The organism is Enterobacter sp. Cy-643 (genome assembly GCF_011752815.1).
GTDB lineage: Bacteria > Pseudomonadota > Gammaproteobacteria > Enterobacterales > Enterobacteriaceae > Cedecea.
On record NZ_VWWV01000003.1, the window covers coordinates 152,634 to 168,174 of the forward strand.

The 15,541-nt window shown below is 54.9% G+C and carries 12 protein-coding genes; all 12 read right to left on the reverse strand.

Annotated features, from left to right (window positions below; genetic code table 11):
- Positions 1 to 87: 87 nt before the first annotated feature.
- Positions 88 to 1,950 (reverse strand): glutathione-regulated potassium-efflux system protein KefC, encoded by a 1,863-nt coding sequence (gene kefC, locus F3J29_RS13745; RefSeq protein ID WP_166866881.1) that lies wholly within the window; start codon positions 1,948 to 1,950, stop codon positions 88 to 90.
- On the reverse strand, positions 1,943 to 2,473 hold the full coding sequence (gene kefF, locus F3J29_RS13750; RefSeq protein WP_166866883.1) for a glutathione-regulated potassium-efflux system oxidoreductase KefF: 531 nt from the start codon (positions 2,471 to 2,473) through the stop codon (positions 1,943 to 1,945). The genes kefC and kefF overlap by 8 nt, the downstream gene beginning before the upstream one ends.
- A 104-nt stretch (positions 2,474 to 2,577) precedes the next feature.
- A complete protein-coding gene (locus tag F3J29_RS13755; protein WP_166866885.1) occupies positions 2,578 to 2,811 on the reverse strand; it encodes a YgdI/YgdR family lipoprotein in 234 nt (77 codons plus the stop codon).
- Between the two features lie 139 nt (positions 2,812 to 2,950).
- Complete coding sequence (gene carB, locus F3J29_RS13760; RefSeq protein ID WP_166866887.1) at positions 2,951 to 6,175, reverse strand: carbamoyl-phosphate synthase large subunit; 3,225 nt, start codon at positions 6,173 to 6,175, stop codon at positions 2,951 to 2,953.
- Between the two features lie 18 nt (positions 6,176 to 6,193).
- Positions 6,194 to 7,342, reverse strand: coding sequence for a glutamine-hydrolyzing carbamoyl-phosphate synthase small subunit (gene carA, locus F3J29_RS13765; protein ID WP_166866889.1), 1,149 nt, complete (start codon positions 7,340 to 7,342; stop codon positions 6,194 to 6,196).
- Positions 7,343 to 7,801: 459 nt separating this feature from the next.
- A complete protein-coding gene (gene dapB, locus F3J29_RS13770; RefSeq protein ID WP_166866891.1) occupies positions 7,802 to 8,623 on the reverse strand; it encodes a 4-hydroxy-tetrahydrodipicolinate reductase in 822 nt (273 codons plus the stop codon).
- Positions 8,624 to 8,782: 159 nt separating this feature from the next.
- Positions 8,783 to 9,700 carry a ribonucleoside hydrolase RihC gene (gene rihC / locus F3J29_RS13775; RefSeq protein ID WP_166866893.1) on the reverse strand — a complete coding sequence of 306 codons (918 nt, stop codon included), beginning with the start codon at positions 9,698 to 9,700 and terminating at the stop codon, positions 8,783 to 8,785.
- A 71-nt stretch (positions 9,701 to 9,771) separates the two neighbouring features.
- The gene (ispH, locus tag F3J29_RS13780) at positions 9,772 to 10,722 is read right to left on the reverse strand and encodes a 4-hydroxy-3-methylbut-2-enyl diphosphate reductase (protein ID WP_166866895.1); all 951 of its coding nucleotides are present in this window, start codon (positions 10,720 to 10,722) and stop codon (positions 9,772 to 9,774) included.
- Positions 10,703 to 11,173, reverse strand: a complete 471-nt coding sequence (fkpB, locus tag F3J29_RS13785; RefSeq protein WP_039300323.1) for an FKBP-type peptidyl-prolyl cis-trans isomerase — start codon at positions 11,171 to 11,173, stop codon at positions 10,703 to 10,705. The genes ispH and fkpB overlap by 20 nt, the downstream gene beginning before the upstream one ends.
- Before the next feature lie 3 nt (positions 11,174 to 11,176).
- Entirely contained in the window at positions 11,177 to 11,683 is a 507-nt protein-coding gene (lspA, locus tag F3J29_RS13790) for a signal peptidase II (RefSeq protein ID WP_039290186.1), read from the reverse strand.
- Positions 11,680 to 14,496 carry an isoleucine--tRNA ligase gene (gene ileS / locus F3J29_RS13795; protein WP_166866897.1) on the reverse strand — a complete coding sequence of 939 codons (2,817 nt, stop codon included), beginning with the start codon at positions 14,494 to 14,496 and terminating at the stop codon, positions 11,680 to 11,682. Before ileS ends, lspA begins: the two co-directional genes overlap by 4 nt.
- A gap of 32 nt (positions 14,497 to 14,528) precedes the next feature.
- Positions 14,529 to 15,461: a bifunctional riboflavin kinase/FAD synthetase gene (ribF, locus tag F3J29_RS13800; RefSeq protein WP_166866899.1), complete on the reverse strand. Its 933-nt coding sequence runs from the start codon at positions 15,459 to 15,461 to the stop codon at positions 14,529 to 14,531.
- Positions 15,462 to 15,541: the final 80 nt, after the last annotated feature.

Consider the following 15,541-nt stretch of genomic DNA (forward strand, 5'->3'; position numbering starts at 1 on the left):
CCCTGATTTTCAACTGCGGGATATGGAACAAGGGGTTAGCGTTAACCCCCTTTCACTATAAGGAAAAGTAAATATTTTTCAGCCAGTTCACTCTGCTGGCCTGACAGGCGGTTCATCGGAAAGCTTACCGCTGTGAAGCCCCTCTTTTGTTCCCTGCCAGCCATCACGCTGGATAACGTGCAGGTGCGCACGATCCTCGTTGATAACTTCTGTCAGCATCGCGCTGTTGCGCTTAAAGACATCAGCCCGTTCGGCTGTCTTGTCGTCCGTCGGCACCATTTCTTCAAGCATTTGCAGGTTAAAGCGGCGGAAGTGGTCGGCCCGTTCACGCGCCTCGTATTTGCCGACGCCCAGTCCCTCCAGCGCACGACGGCCAATCTTCAGTGAGCTTTCGAACGTTTCACGTTCCGGCATTTCGACCCCCGCCTGGCGCAGGCGGATGTAGTGATTGATATCGCGCGCGCGGGCAAGGATTTGCAGATGCGGGAAGTGCTCCTTCGCCAGTTCAGTAAGCTGCATGCTTGCTTCGGGATCGTCAATGGCGTTAATCAGCACTTCGGCTCCTGCGGCTCCGGCTGACTCAAGCAGGTCAACGCGGGTGGCGTCCCCGTAAAAGACTTTGGTACCAAATTTACGCAGCGTCTCTATGTGGTCAGGATCGTGATCCAGAATAACCACATTCACTCCGCTGCTCAGCAACAGACGACCGGCAATCTGCCCAAAGCGCCCGAAGCCCGCGATGATGACTCGAGGCTGCTCTTCATCAATTTCGTCGGCCTCTCCGGCCTGTTCGCTGCCCGTTTTTTCCAGCCTGTTCAGCAGCACCAGCAGCAGAGGCGTGGCCGCCATGGATAGCGCCACGGCAAGCGTCAGCGATTTAGACCAGGCGTCGTCAAGCACCTGCGCCATATGCGCCGCCCCGAAGATAACGAAGGCAAACTCACTTCCCTGCCCCAGTAAAACGGCGAACCAACGACGCTGCTTACGCGGTACTTTTAAAGGCTTAGCGACCAGCCAGAGCACCAGCGTTTTGATGACCAGGAAACCGACCAGCAGGACGAGAATGCGCAGCGGATTGTCGAGCAGGGTTCCAAAATCGATAGACATCCCCACGCCGATAAAGAACAGCCCCAGCAGCAGGCCTTTGAACGGCTCAATATCACTTTCCAGCGCGTGACGATATTCGGAGCTGGCTAACAGCACCCCGGCAAGAAACGCCCCCATCGCCATCGACAATCCGGCCTCTTCGAGCAGCAGGCCAAAGCCAAACACCAGGAATAGCGCCACGGCGCTGAACACTTCACGTAGCCCTGAACGTGCCACAAATCTCAGCACTGGCCGGGTGACATAGCGCCCAAGTAGCACAACCAGAGCAAGCGCCGCAGCCACCTTAAGTGCGGAAATTAAGAACGTCGCAAAGGTCATCGTCCCGCCGCTGCTGGCCAGCAGTGGGATCATCGCCACCAGAGGGATCGCTGCGATATCCTGGAACAGCAGCACGGCAAAAGCGCTTCGCCCCATCGGGGTGACGGTCAGGTTACGTTCGTTCATCGCCTGCATGGCAATCGCGGTGGATGAAAGCGCCAGCGTCAGGCCAATCAGTAAGGCGATTTTCCAGTTGAGTCCCATCACGATACAAAACGCGCCGAGCGCCAGCCCGCAGGCCGCCATCTGCAGAAAACCACCGCCAAAAACCGAGGCGCGAAGCGTCCATAGCCGCTGAGGATCAAGCTCAAGCCCAATAACGAAGAGCATCAGCACCACACCAATTTCAGCAAAATGCAGAATGGTTTCGGCGTCGGTCACCAGCCCTAACCCCCACGGCCCAATAATACAGCCGGCAATCAGGTAGCCCAGCACGGAACCTAATCCGAGCCGCACGGCGATAGGCACGATCAGTGCGGCAGAACCGAGGTAAATCAATGCCTGAATTAAGCTATGGCTATCCACGGTGAGCCTCCTGCCAGTCAATCAAGCGTTGCTTATAGTCATCCGCCTGGCGGGCAAGCGTCAATTCATCGCAAACAAAGGTGAAATGAATCGCGAAGGCCGGAAGCCACTGCATTCCGCAGTAGAGCGCCGTGGCCTGCAGAGGCTGGGCGAGAACGTCAAATCCAGGGTGATCGCCCAGTTCAAAATGTTTTTCGCTGCCGCCGGTTGTCACCGCCCACATCACTTCTTTCCCGTGCAGGGCATTTCCGCCTTTGCCGTATGCCCAGCCGTGTGAGAGCACTTTATCTATCCACAATTTCATTAGCGGCGGCACGCTGTACCACTGCATGGGATGCTGCCAGATAACCAAATCAGCGCGGCTTAAGGCCTGCTGCTCGGCGGCGATGTCGATATTAAAATCGGGATAAAGCTCATAGAGGGAGCGAATCTCTACCCCCGGAAGCGCTTTGGCTCGCTCGAGCATTTGCCGGTTGGCATGGGAATGCTGGGGGTAGGGATGCGCATAAATTATAAGAATCATTGTTAAGCCTGTCTTCACTACTGCCTTTAATGACAGTGAGTTTAGTCAGTTAATCGACAGGCTAACAGTCAATATTGCTGAGCGTGTTGTTGGATATTTCTTAACTAGTTATCCAGCTCGCTCATCTCTTTCACCCGATCGCGGTTGATCTGTTCGGTTTTGCCTGTTTCGGCATTTTTGTACGACACCAGGCCCGTGTCCTTATCAACCTGCGGTTTGCCGTCGGTTACGATCGTTTTTCCATCGTTGGTTTTTACCGCCTGATTGGACGAGCAGCCCGCCACGGTCAGCAGCGCTGCGGCAGTGAAAAGGGAAGCAAGTAAAGTTCGTTTCTGCATGGTGTTCTCCCAGCGTGTTTAGTCATTTTCAGTTGTGTGCTGGTTAACTGTAGACTATCTCGCTGGGTATAAAATAAAACGGCCTCTTTTCAGAGGCCGTTGGCGTTATTTTCGGAACATTCTTTCAGGACGAGAAAGCTTAGCCCTTAATTTGGGCATGCATTTCCTGCACCGAAATCACCTTCTCGGTAGCATCGGCATTCAGCGCCATCGCCGTGGCAAAACCGCCATTCAGCGTGGTGTCATAATGCACTTTGTACTGCAGCGCGCTGCGGCGAATCAGCTTGGAGTCTTCGATCGCCTGGCGGCCCGCGGTGGTGTTGATGATGTAGGTGTATTCGCCATTCTTGATACGGTCCTGAATGTGCGGCCGCCCTTCATGCACCTTGTTCACCAGGCGTGGGTTAATACCCGCCTCGCCCAGCACAATCGCTGTACCGTGGGTCGCATCCAGCTCGAAGCCCTGTTTCAGCAGCTTCGCGGCCAGGTCAACTACGCGCTCTTTGTCACCTTCACGCACGGAGAGAAGCGCGCGGCCTGGCTTACGCATGGTGGACTGGCTGCCCAGCATCGCTTTAGAGAAAGCTTCTGCGAACGTACGCCCCACGCCCATCACCTCTCCGGTAGAGCGCATTTCTGGCCCTAACAGCGGGTCAACGCCCGGGAATTTGTTGAACGGCAGCACCACTTCTTTCACCGAGTAATAAGGCGGGATGATTTCTTTGGTGACGCCCTGCTCAACCAGCGTTTTGCCCGCCATGACGCGAGCGGCAACTTTCGCCAGCGGCACACCCGTCGCTTTAGAAACAAACGGCACGGTACGCGCGGCACGCGGGTTAACTTCAATCAGGTAAACTTCGTTGTCCTTCACCGCAAACTGCACGTTCATCAGGCCACGCACCTGCAGCTCAAAGGCCAGTTTCTGCACCTGCTGGCGCATCACGTCCTGGATTTCCTGGCTCAGGGTGTAAGCCGGCAGAGAACACGCCGAGTCACCGGAGTGAACGCCCGCCTGCTCGATGTGTTCCATGATGCCGCCAATCAGCACGGTTTCACCGTCGCAAATAGCATCCACGTCGACTTCAACTGCATCGTCAAGGAAGCGGTCAAGCAGCACCGGCGCGTCATTGGAAACGCTAACCGCGGTCTGGAAGTAACGGCGAAGATCCGCTTCATCGTAAACGATTTCCATTGCGCGGCCGCCCAACACGTAGGAAGGACGAACCACCAGCGGGTAGCCAATCTGGACGGCTTTCTCTACTGCCTGCTCGATAGCCGTTACGGTGGCGTTAGCAGGCTGCTTCAGCTTCAGGCGCTCAACGGCATGCTGGAAGCGCTCACGGTCTTCTGCACGGTCGATAGCATCCGGGCTGGTACCGATAACCGGCACACCGGCCGCTTCCAGCGCACGAGCCAGCTTCAGCGGAGTCTGGCCGCCGTACTGCACGATGACGCCTTTTGGTTTCTCAACGCGAACGATTTCCAGCACGTCTTCAAAGGTGACAGGCTCAAAGTAGAGACGGTCGGAGGTGTCGTAGTCGGTAGACACGGTTTCCGGGTTACAGTTAACCATAATGGTTTCGTAACCGTCTTCACGCAGCGCCAGTGAGGCGTGAACGCAGCAATAGTCGAACTCGATGCCCTGGCCGATACGGTTTGGCCCGCCACCCAGCACCATGATTTTATCGCGGTCGTTGTTCGGATTAGCTTCACACTCTTCTTCATATGTGGAGTACATATAAGCGGTGTCGGTCGCGAATTCCGCCGCACAGGTGTCCACGCGTTTATAGACAGGATGCAGGTTATATTGCTCGCGCAGTTTGCGAATTTCAGCTTCACGCACGCCAGCCAGTTTAGCCAGGCGCGCATCCGCAAAACCTTTGCGCTTCAGCATACGCAGGAAGTCATGATTCAGGCCGGTGATGCCCACTTCAGCCACCTGCTCTTCCAGACGCACCAGCTCTTCAATCTGCACCAGGAACCAGCGGTCGATGTTGGTCAGATTGAAAACGCCATCCACGGACAGGCCCGCGCGGAATGCGTCAGCCACATACCAGATACGCTCTGCGCCCGCGTCTTTCAGCTCACGGCGGATTTTGGTCAGCGCTTCCGGGTCATCCAGGCTGACTTTCGGGTCAAAGCCGGTGGCGCCCACTTCCAGGCCGCGCAGCGCTTTCTGCAGTGATTCCTGCTGAGTACGGCCGATAGCCATGACTTCACCCACGGATTTCATCTGGGTGGTCAGGCGGTCGTTTGCGCCAGCAAATTTCTCGAAGTTAAAGCGAGGAATCTTCGTCACAACATAGTCGATGGACGGTTCGAAGGACGCAGGAGTACGGCCGCCGGTGATGTCGTTCATCAGCTCATCAAGGGTGTAACCAACCGCCAGCTTCGCGGCAACTTTAGCAATCGGGAAGCCCGTAGCTTTAGACGCCAGCGCGGAGGAACGGGAGACGCGCGGGTTCATCTCGATGATGATAAGGCGGCCCGTTTTGGGGTTCACGGAGAACTGAACGTTTGAACCACCGGTTTCCACACCGATTTCACGCAGTACCGCCATCGAGGCGTTACGCATGATTTGGTATTCTTTATCGGTCAGCGTTTGCGCTGGTGCTACGGTGATTGAGTCACCGGTATGAATCCCCATCGGGTCGAAGTTTTCGATAGAGCAGACGATGATGCAGTTGTCGTTTTTATCACGCACCACTTCCATCTCGTACTCTTTCCAGCCAATCAGCGACTCATCAATCAGCAACTCTTTGGTTGGGGAAAGATCCAGACCGCGCTCGCAAATCTCTTCGAACTCTTCGCGGTTATAAGCGATACCGCCGCCGGTGCCGCCCATAGTAAAGGATGGGCGAATGATGCATGGATAACCCACGTCTGCCGCAACCGCCAGCGCTTCTTCCATATTGTGCGCGATACCGGAACGCGCGGTGTCGAGACCAATTTTTTTCATCGCGATGTCGAAGCGACGACGGTCTTCAGCCTTGTCGATAGCATCGGCGGTAGCGCCGATCATGGTGACACCAAACTCTTCCAGCACACCCTGACGCTCAAGCTCCAGCGCGCAGTTCAGCGCGGTCTGGCCGCCCATGGTTGGCAGCACCGCATCCGGGCGCTCTTTTTCGATGATTTTGCGTACCACTTCCCAGTGAATTGGCTCGATATAGGTCGCATCCGCCATTTCCGGGTCAGTCATGATGGTGGCCGGGTTGGAGTTCACCAGAATAACGCGGTAACCCTCTTCGCGTAGCGCTTTACAAGCCTGCGCGCCAGAGTAGTCAAACTCACAGGCCTGGCCGATAACAATCGGGCCCGCACCGAGGATCAGGATGCTTTTTATATCTGTACGTTTTGGCATGGTCTTCTCGGCTCCTGATTATTTAGCGGTAGTACGGTATTGCTTAATCAAATCGATAAAGTGGTCAAACAGCGGCGCGGCGTCGTGTGGCCCCGGGCTCGCTTCAGGGTGCCCCTGGAAGCTGAACGCGGCTTTATCGGTACGATGAATGCCCTGCAGGGTGCCATCGAACAGTGATTTGTGGGTCACGCGCAGGTTAGCGGGCAACGTGGTCTCATCAACGGCGAAACCGTGGTTCTGCGCGGTGATCATTACGCAGTCTTTATCCAGGTCTTTTACCGGGTGGTTGCCGCCGTGGTGACCAAACTTCATTTTCACAGTGTTGGCACCGCTGGCCAGCGCCAACAGCTGATGGCCAAGGCAAATACCAAAGACGGGAATGTCTGTCTCCAGGAAGGATTTGATTGCGCTGATGGCGTAGTCACAAGGTGCCGGATCGCCAGGGCCGTTAGAAAGGAAGATGCCATCCGGGTTCATCTTCAGCACGTCTTCCGCTGGCGTTTGAGCGGGCACCACCGTCAGGCGGCAGCCTCTGTCCACCAACATACGCAGAATGTTGCGTTTCGCGCCGTAGTCATAAGCCACTACGTGGAAAGGTAATTCTTCGGTTTTTGCCGCTTCTGGCAGGTCGCCTTCCAGCGTCCAGCTCCCCTGCTGCCAGGTGTAAGCTTCTTTCGTGGTGACTTCTTTGGCGAGGTCCATGCCGTTCAGGCCAGGGAATGCTTTCGCTTTTTCCAGCGCCAGGGCCGCGTCTACGTTATCGCCCGCGATGATGCAGCCGTTCTGGGCACCTTTTTCACGCAGCAGGCGGGTCAGCTTACGGGTATCAATATCGGCAATCGCCACGATGTTATGGCGCTTAAGGTAAGAAGAAAGGTCTTCGGTGTTGCGGAAATTGCTGGCAATCAGCGGCAGGTCACGAATGACGAGGCCTTGCGCATGAACCTGGGAGGATTCTTCGTCGGCTTCATTGGTGCCGACATTACCGATATGTGGATAAGTAAGAGTGACGATCTGGCGGGAGTAGGAAGGATCAGTGAGGATTTCTTGATAACCGGTCAATGAGGTATTGAAAACGACTTCACCCACTGCCGTACCCGATGCCCCAATGGCCCGACCGTGGAATTGGGTTCCGTCTTCCAGAACCAACAGCGCTGACTTAATCAAAACGTCCTCCAGGGAATAAACATTCAATTTATTCGCATATTAATTCAAAACTAACGCCTGAATCAAATGCAAAAAGCGTCTGCCCTACGGATTTTTGGCAAACGGCGGCATTCTAGAGACTAGTCGGGTAAAAGTCTACCTTAAGACGAAGTTTTTATGTCTATTTCAGCGCTCAGAGTAAAAATATCTGATTTGAAGGTCAAAATAACCAGCTAACCTGGAGAAAGTAATCGGTTGCCGACCATGAATAGTGGAAAACTGAAGGGATGGCAGTAATAAAGTGGACCAAATGGTCAAAATTAACATAACAACAACACAAAAACTAAAGATAAGTGAAAATTAAATCAACCATGTTCAATTTTAAATGCAAAGAACCTATAAAAACAAAAGGGTGAAATTAATCACCCTAAAATCAATCAATTAAAAACAAATAACCACATTTATAAGGATGCTTTTTAACTACAAATTATTGAGATCAAGCACATCTCGCATATCAAAAATACCGTTCTTTTTACCTTTTAGCCATGAAGCCGAACGAACAGCCCCATTAGCGAAGGTCATGCGGCTTGAAGCCTTGTGGGTAATCTCAACGCGCTCGCCTATATCTGCAAACATCGCGGTATGCTCCCCGACGATATCGCCCGCCCGCACGGTTGCAAACCCGATGGTGCCAGGCACACGTTCCCCGGTATGGCCTTCGCGGGCATAAACCGCACAATCTTTAAGATCTTTATCCATCGCCTGAGCGATAGCTTCGCCCATTGCCAGCGCGGTGCCTGATGGGGCATCCACCTTGTAGCGGTGATGCGCTTCGATGATTTCGATGTCGGTATAATCACCCATAACTTTTGCCGCTTTCTCCAGCAGCTTCAGCATGACGTTCACGCCCACGCTAAAGTTAGCCGCGAAAACAATCGGGATCTCACGTGCCGCATCGTTAATGGCCTGCTTGCCGGCGTCATCAAAACCCGTCGTGCCGATAACCATGCCTTTGCCATGCTTGAGGCAAAATGCCAGGTGAGCCAGCGTCCCTTCCGGGCGGGTAAAATCAATAAAGACGTCGAAATCGTTAGCTACCGCATCCAGGTTATCGCTTACCAGAACACCTGTTTTTGCTACGCCGGCCAGTTCACCCGCATCGCTACCTACCAGGGAAGAGCCCGGACGCTCAAGCGCCGCCCCAAGCTGAACGCCATCCAGCTGTAAAGCCGCCTGAATTAACTGGCGCCCCATACGGCCGCCCGCGCCCGCGATGGCTACGCGAATCTGTGCATCATGCATATCATTACTCTTTGGTTAAATAATTCGTAAAAACGTTATCAGGTTAACCAGCCCTCAAGCGGGCCGCCAGCCGAAAACACCCATAATTAGAATTTACTGTCATAGCCCGGCAGTTATCAATAACGCACATAATTCCCCTGGTTTTAACAGGATAATTATTCACGGCGCCAGCGCCAGAACTTCAGAAACCCACGCCTGAAAACCAGGAATATCAATATCCAGAGCAACCTGCGCATTGGCCGGGCGTTCGAGACGATGTTCGAGATCCACCACCGTCGTTCCGCTGGTATAAGTGCCGTGCGTTTCTACCGCGACAAAGCAGGGGAATGTCTGAAACAGTTCTGGCTTCACCAGCCATGCAATGGCGGTCAAATCATGCATTCGCAGCCCGGTTTCCATGCTGCCGCTGCGGTAATGGCTGAATAGCGCGTGCAGCATCTTCCCGGTGCGATTCAATGCTGGCAGCTGAGCCAGAAATTCAGGCGCTAGCATTGCTCGATTTGTGACATCCAGCCCACACATGACAATATCCAGCCCGCTGTCAAAGACGCGCGCTGCCGCCTCGGGATCTATGGCCATATTAAATTCAGCCGTCGGCGTAAAGTTTCCTCGCCCTGCGGAGCCGCCCATCATGACCACGCGTTTAATACGCGCCTTACATTCAGGGTACTGCGTCAGCAGCATAGCGACGTTAGTCAGCGGGCCAATGGTGACCAACGTCACCGGCTCATCGCTGTTTTTCATACAATCGTACATGGCCTGGAATGCAGGCACCGGCAGTTCACGACGAGACGTATCGGTGAAGACATACCCTTCCATCCCCGACTCACCGTGCACATAGGCCGCATCCCGCAGCGGGCGCAGTAGCGGGACAGAAGCCCCTTTAGCCACGGGCGTCTCTTTTTGCCAAAACTCCAGCAGCTGAAGGGCATTGCGCGTGGTTTTGTCCACCGAGACATTTCCGGCCACGGTAGTGATGAGTTTCAAATCCAGCTGGGGTGAAAATAGAGCCGCGGCAAGGGCAACCGCATCGTCAATACCGGGATCGGTATCAAGAATAATCGGGGTTCTGGTCATGCTTTTCTCCATAAAAAATGCCAGCGGGCATACACCAGCTGGCATCTTCTCATAAACGGAAACCCGCGACGCTAATCGACTTCACGGATGTCCACGCGAAGCTCACGCGGTACTTCAAACACGATGTTCTCTTCGCGCCCGGTCAGTTCCTGGGCTTCATCGCCGCCCAGTTCGCGCAGGCGAGCAATGACGTTTTGCACTAATACGTCAGGCGCGGATGCACCGGCAGTCACGCCGACACAATTCACGCCTTTGAGCCAGGCTTCCTGGATATCAGAAGCATCGTCGATAAGCCAGGCGGCTTTCCCCATCCGCTGTGCCAGTTCTGCAAGACGGTTGGAATTCGAGGAGTTTTTAGAGCCTACCACCAGCACAACATCGGCTTCCGAGGCCAGCGCACGAACCGCTTCCTGACGGTTGGTCGTGGCATAGCAAATGTCGTCTTTGCGCGGGCCGATAATTTTCGGGAAACGCTGGCGCAGAGCGTCAATCACATCCGAAGTATCGTCCACGGAAAGCGTAGTTTGGGTCATAAACGACAGATTGCTTTCGTCTTTGACCTCAAGCGTCCAGACATCGTCCGGTGACTCCACCAGGTACATGCCCCCTTTCGGGTTGCTGTACTGGCCCATGGTGCCTTCTACTTCCGGGTGGCCGGCATGGCCAATCAGAATAGACTCTTCACCACGGCGGCTGGCTCGAGCCACTTCCATATGCACTTTAGTCACTAACGGGCAGGTGGCGTCGAAGACGGTCAGCTCACGGCTTTTCGCTTCGTTACGCACCGCCTGAGAAACACCGTGCGCGGAGAAAATCAGGATCGCACCGTCAGGCACTTCGCTAATTTGCTCGATAAAAATCGCCCCGCGCGCGCGCAGGCTGTCCACTACATAGCGGTTATGTACCACTTCATGACGAACGTAGATAGGCGCGCCGTAAATCTGCAGTGCGTTTTCCACAATGCTGATAGCGCGGTCGACCCCGGCGCAAAAGCCTCTGGGATTAGCCAACAGGATCTGCATTCAACGCCTCCAGGACCGGATCAACTTCCAGCACTTCAATATCAAAATGGATAGTCTGCCCGGCCAGCGGATGGTTAAAGTCGACGGTGATCGAATCACCGTTAACTTCGCGCACAACGCCCGGCATTTCGCTGCCATCCATAGCGGTAAAGAGCATGATGGCGCCCGGTTCAGGTTCGCCTGCTTCGACAAACTCGCGGCGCGAGAAGTACTGGATCATATCCGGGCTTGGAATGCCAAAAGCGGCCTCAGGCGCCAGCGAGAACGCTTTTTTATCGCCAGCTTTCAGGCCAACCAGCTGGTCTTCCAGACCCGGCGACAATGTTTCATCCCCAAGGCGGAACAGCGCGGGCTTACCGTTAGCGCGGGTTGACTCCGCGGTGGAGCCATCCTCAAGCTTAAGCGTAAAGTGCACCAGCACCGCGCTGTTAGTTTGTACGGACTCAGCCATGGATTACCCTTTTTGCTTCGCGGGCTTGTCGGAGGAGACAAAGAACCCCTCCAGCACAATCAGCGCCGCGCCGATACAAATTGCGGTATCGGCCAGATTGAAGGTGGCAAAATGCCAGTCACCAACGTAGAAATCGATCATGTCGACGACAAAGCCGTGCCACAGACGATCGAACAGATTCCCGAGCGCACCGCCAATGATTAACGCATAGGCGATGTTATTCAGTTTCTGGCTGGCTTTAGCGCGATACATCATCCACACCAGCGCCACGCAGATACCGATAGCGATACCCGCGAAGAACCAGCGCTGCCAGCCGCCTTTGTCGGCCAGGAAGCTAAACGCCGCGCCATAGTTACGCGCATAGTGCAAATTCAGGGACGGAAACAGGGAAACCGTATCCCCCAGCATGAAATGCTGGAGGATCAGATATTTACTGCCCAGGTCCACAATCAGCACTACCACCACCAGCCACAGCCAGCGCAATCCGGTAGAGAAAATGGGTTTCATCAAGCAAACTTACGTTGTTCGCCGTCGCCGGCTACGTTGCTGACACAGCGGCCGCAGATTTCTGCGTGTTCCGCTACCTGACCGATATCGGTGGTGTAATGCCAGCAGCGCGGGCACTTCTCACCGTCGGCTTTACGCAGGGCCACTTTCAGCCCTTTGAGGATTTCGCTCTGCTGAGCGTCCTCGCTCGCCTGCGCATAATCGGCAACGGCAGCGGCCGAGGTCAACAGGACAAATCGTAATTCGTCGCTCAGGCTGTTGAGCTTCGCCGCCAGCTCAGCGTCAGCGTACAGAGTGACTGCCGCTTCCAGAGACCCACCAATACGCTTATCCGCACGAGCCTGCTCGATAACCTTGTTCACTTCGCCACGCACGGTCAGCAGCGTGTCCCAGAACTCACCGTTCATCGCTTCGCTTTCCGCCAGGCCAAACAGACCTTCGTACCATTCACCGGTGAACACATACTTCTCGCGCGAGCCTGGCAGGTAGCCCCAGATTTCGTCGGCGGTGAAGGACATGATCGGCGCCATCCAGCGGACCAGCGCTTCAGAGATATGGTACAGCGCAGTCTGGCAGCTGCGACGCGCCACGCTGTCGGCCTTCGCGGTGTACTGACGATCCTTGATGATGTCGAGGTAGAACGAGCCCATTTCCACGGAGCAGAAGCGCATCAGGCGCTGCACCACTTCGTGGAAATCGTAGTTTTCGTAAGAAGCGAGAATATCCGCCTGAGCTTCTTGCGCACAGCCAACGGCCCAGCGATCCAGCACCACCATATCTTCCGGTTTCACCATATCGGTTTCTGGATTGAAACCGTTCAGGTTAGCCAGCAGGAAGCGCGCGGTGTTACGGATACGACGGTAAGCGTCAGCGGAGCGCTTCAGGATCTCGTCGGAAACGGCCATCTCGCCAGTGTAATCCGTTGATGCCACCCACAGACGCAGAATGTCCGCGCCGAGTTTGTTCATCACGTCCTGTGGGCTAACGGTGTTGCCGATAGATTTGGACATCTTGCGGCCCTGACCATCCACGGTAAAGCCGTGGGTCAGTACCTGACGGTAAGGCGCTTTGCCTTTCATCGCCGTGGAGATCATCAGGGAAGACATGAACCAGCCGCGATGCTGATCCGAACCTTCCAGGTACATATCCGCCGCGTGACCGTGGAACTCTGGACGCACGTCGACAACGGAAGAGTGAGTAGATCCTGAATCGAACCATACGTCCAGGGTATCCGGCACTTTAACGTAGTTGTCTGCGTCATCACCCATGATGTCGCGCGGATCGAGATCCCACCACGCCTGGATACCGTCCTGCTCAACGCGCTTAGCGACTTCTTCCATCAGCTCGAGCGAGCGTGGGTGCAATTCTTCGGTATCTTTGTGCACGAACAGTGACATCGGCACACCCCAGGTACGCTGACGCGAGATACACCAGTCAGGGCGATTTGCCACCATGGATTCGATACGCGCCTGGCCCCAGTCAGGGATCCACTGCACGCCTTTGATCTCTTTCAGGGACTGCGCGCGCAGGCCTTTCTGATCCATGCTGATAAACCACTGCGGCGTTGCGCGGAAGATGATAGGCGTTTTGTGGCGCCAGCAGTGCGGGTAGCTGTGCAGCAGTTTTTCAACGTGCAGCAGGGCACCTTTATCACGCAGGATATTAACGATCAGATCGTTCGCTTTGAACACCAGAACACCGTCCAGACCTTCATAGGTCCCCGGCAGATAGCTCCCGTCCGGGCCTACCGGGTTTGCGATTTCCAAGCCGTATTTCTGGCTGATAGTGTAATCGTCCGGGCCGTGACCACCGGCGGTGTGAACCGCACCTGTACCCGCGTCCAGAGTAACGTGATCGCCCAGAATAGCCGGAACGTCGAAGCCCATGAACGGATGCTTAAAGCGCAGCAGCTCAAGCTCAGCGCCTTTCACGGTACCGAGAACCTGGTAATCAGTTACGCCAGCGCGCTTCAGCACGCTTTCCAGCAGGTCTTTCGCCACGATCAGCGCCTGGCCTTCAATCTGCACCAGCACGTAATCGAACTCGGCGCCCAGAGAGATAGCGCGGTTAGCAGGCAGCGTCCACGGCGTTGTAGTCCAGATAAGCAGGGAGATCGGGCCATTAACGGCAGAGGCACCAAACTTAGCTTTCACCGCATCGGCATCAACGGCATTGAACGTTACGTCGATGGATGGGGACGTTTTGTCGTAGTACTCAACTTCAGCCTCTGCCAGCGCAGAACGGCAGTCCACGCACCAGTGAACCGGCTTAGCGCCTTTGTGCAGATGGCCGTTGCCGATGATTTTGCCCAGCGCACGAATGATGTTGGCTTCAGTGTTGAAGTCCATGGTCAGGTACGGACGAGACCAGTCGCCCAGCACGCCCAGACGGATGAAGTCTTCGCGCTGGCCATCAACCTGCTCAGCGGCATATTTACGGCACGCGGCACGGAACTCGGCGGCGGACACTTTCTCACCCGGCTTGCCGATCAGTTGCTCTACTTTCAGTTCGATTGGCAGACCGTGACAGTCCCAGCCCGGCACGTACGGCGAGTCGAAGCCGGAAAGCCCTTTAGACTTGATAATAATATCTTTCAGAATCTTGTTAACTGAGTGACCAATGTGAATGCTACCGTTCGCATAAGGAGGGCCATCATGCAAAATAAAGGTTTTTTTGCCTTTTTTCGCATTACGGATGATGCCGTACAGATCGTCATCATTCCAACGCGCCAGCATACCCGGTTCGCGCTTGGCTAAATCGCCGCGCATCGGGAACCCTGTTTCAGGCAAATTTAGGGTAGATTTAAAGTCACTCATTAGATTCTCGGTTCCGTATTTCGGTTAGCCTTTCAGGCATTTGACTCAAAAAATTCTCGGGCTGACACCACATCTCTGGCGATTTGCGCCTTCAGCTCATCGAGTGAAGCAAATCGCTGCTCATTACGTATCTTTTTACGCAGCACTACTTCTATATGGCGACCATAAAGGTCCATTACAACGTCCAGTAAATGGACTTCAAGCTGCTGGCGTATTCCCGCCACCGTAGGGCGAGTACCGATGTTTGCCACGCCGGCAATCGGCTTTTCACCAAGGCCTGAGACTTCCACCGCATAAACCCCTTTTACCGGGGAAACATGGCGACGCAGCGGCAGGTTTGCCGTCGGGAAGCCAATAGTGCGCCCCAATTCATCCCCATGCACGACGCGGCCAGAGATCATAAACGGATGCCCCAACAGATTTTCAGCCTGCTGCAGGTCGTCATCGGCCAGCGCCTGGCGCACTGCGGTACTGCTGATACGCACTCCATCGTCACAAAACGTTTGGGTGCTGGTGATATCAAACCCGTACTCGCGGCCAGCCTTCTGTAATAACAAGAAATCCCCCTGGCGACCAGCGCCAAAGCGGAAATCATCGCCCACGGCGAGGAATTTCACCCCGAGTCGGTCAACCAGAAGGTCGCTCACAAAGTTTTGTGCGCTCAGCGCAGCAAAGCGGCGATCAAAGCGCACGCACAGCACGTAGTCCACGCCACACTCGGCCAAATAGCGCAGCTTTTCTCGCAGGCGAGTCAATCGGGCAGGGGCTTTTTCCGGTGCAAACAGTTCGAGCGGTTGAGGCTCAAAAATCATGACCATTACCGGAAGGTTGCGCGCGCGCCCTTCTTCGCATAGACCCTTTAATAGCGCCTGATGGCCACGATGCACGCCGTCGAAATTACCAATGGTGAGTACACACCCGTGGTGCTCCCGGCGCAGATTATGTATACCGCATATCAGCTTCATGGCTGGCTCAAAACAGTGGAAATTGGCGGATTATACCAACTACCGCGATTAAGGTTAACCGGCGATTAGCGCCTTTAACG

Excerpts from the sequence above, each read along its gene's own strand:
- kefF (WP_166866883.1), bottom strand. The coding sequence starts at position 2,473 with ATGATTCTTATAATTTATGCGCATCCCTACCCCCAGCATTCCCATGCC.
- F3J29_RS13755 (WP_166866885.1), bottom strand. The coding sequence starts at position 2,811 with ATGCAGAAACGAACTTTACTTGCTTCCCTTTTCACTGCCGCAGCGCTG.
- carB (WP_166866887.1), bottom strand. The coding sequence starts at position 6,175 with ATGCCAAAACGTACAGATATAAAAAGCATCCTGATCCTCGGTGCGGGC.
- dapB (WP_166866891.1), bottom strand. The coding sequence starts at position 8,623 with ATGCATGATGCACAGATTCGCGTAGCCATCGCGGGCGCGGGCGGCCGT.
- rihC (WP_166866893.1), bottom strand. The coding sequence starts at position 9,700 with ATGACCAGAACCCCGATTATTCTTGATACCGATCCCGGTATTGACGAT.
- ispH (WP_166866895.1), bottom strand. The coding sequence starts at position 10,722 with ATGCAGATCCTGTTGGCTAATCCCAGAGGCTTTTGCGCCGGGGTCGAC.
- fkpB (WP_039300323.1), bottom strand. The coding sequence starts at position 11,173 with ATGGCTGAGTCCGTACAAACTAACAGCGCGGTGCTGGTGCACTTTACG.
- ileS (WP_166866897.1), bottom strand. The coding sequence starts at position 14,496 with ATGAGTGACTTTAAATCTACCCTAAATTTGCCTGAAACAGGGTTCCCG.
- ribF (WP_166866899.1), bottom strand. The coding sequence starts at position 15,461 with ATGAAGCTGATATGCGGTATACATAATCTGCGCCGGGAGCACCACGGG.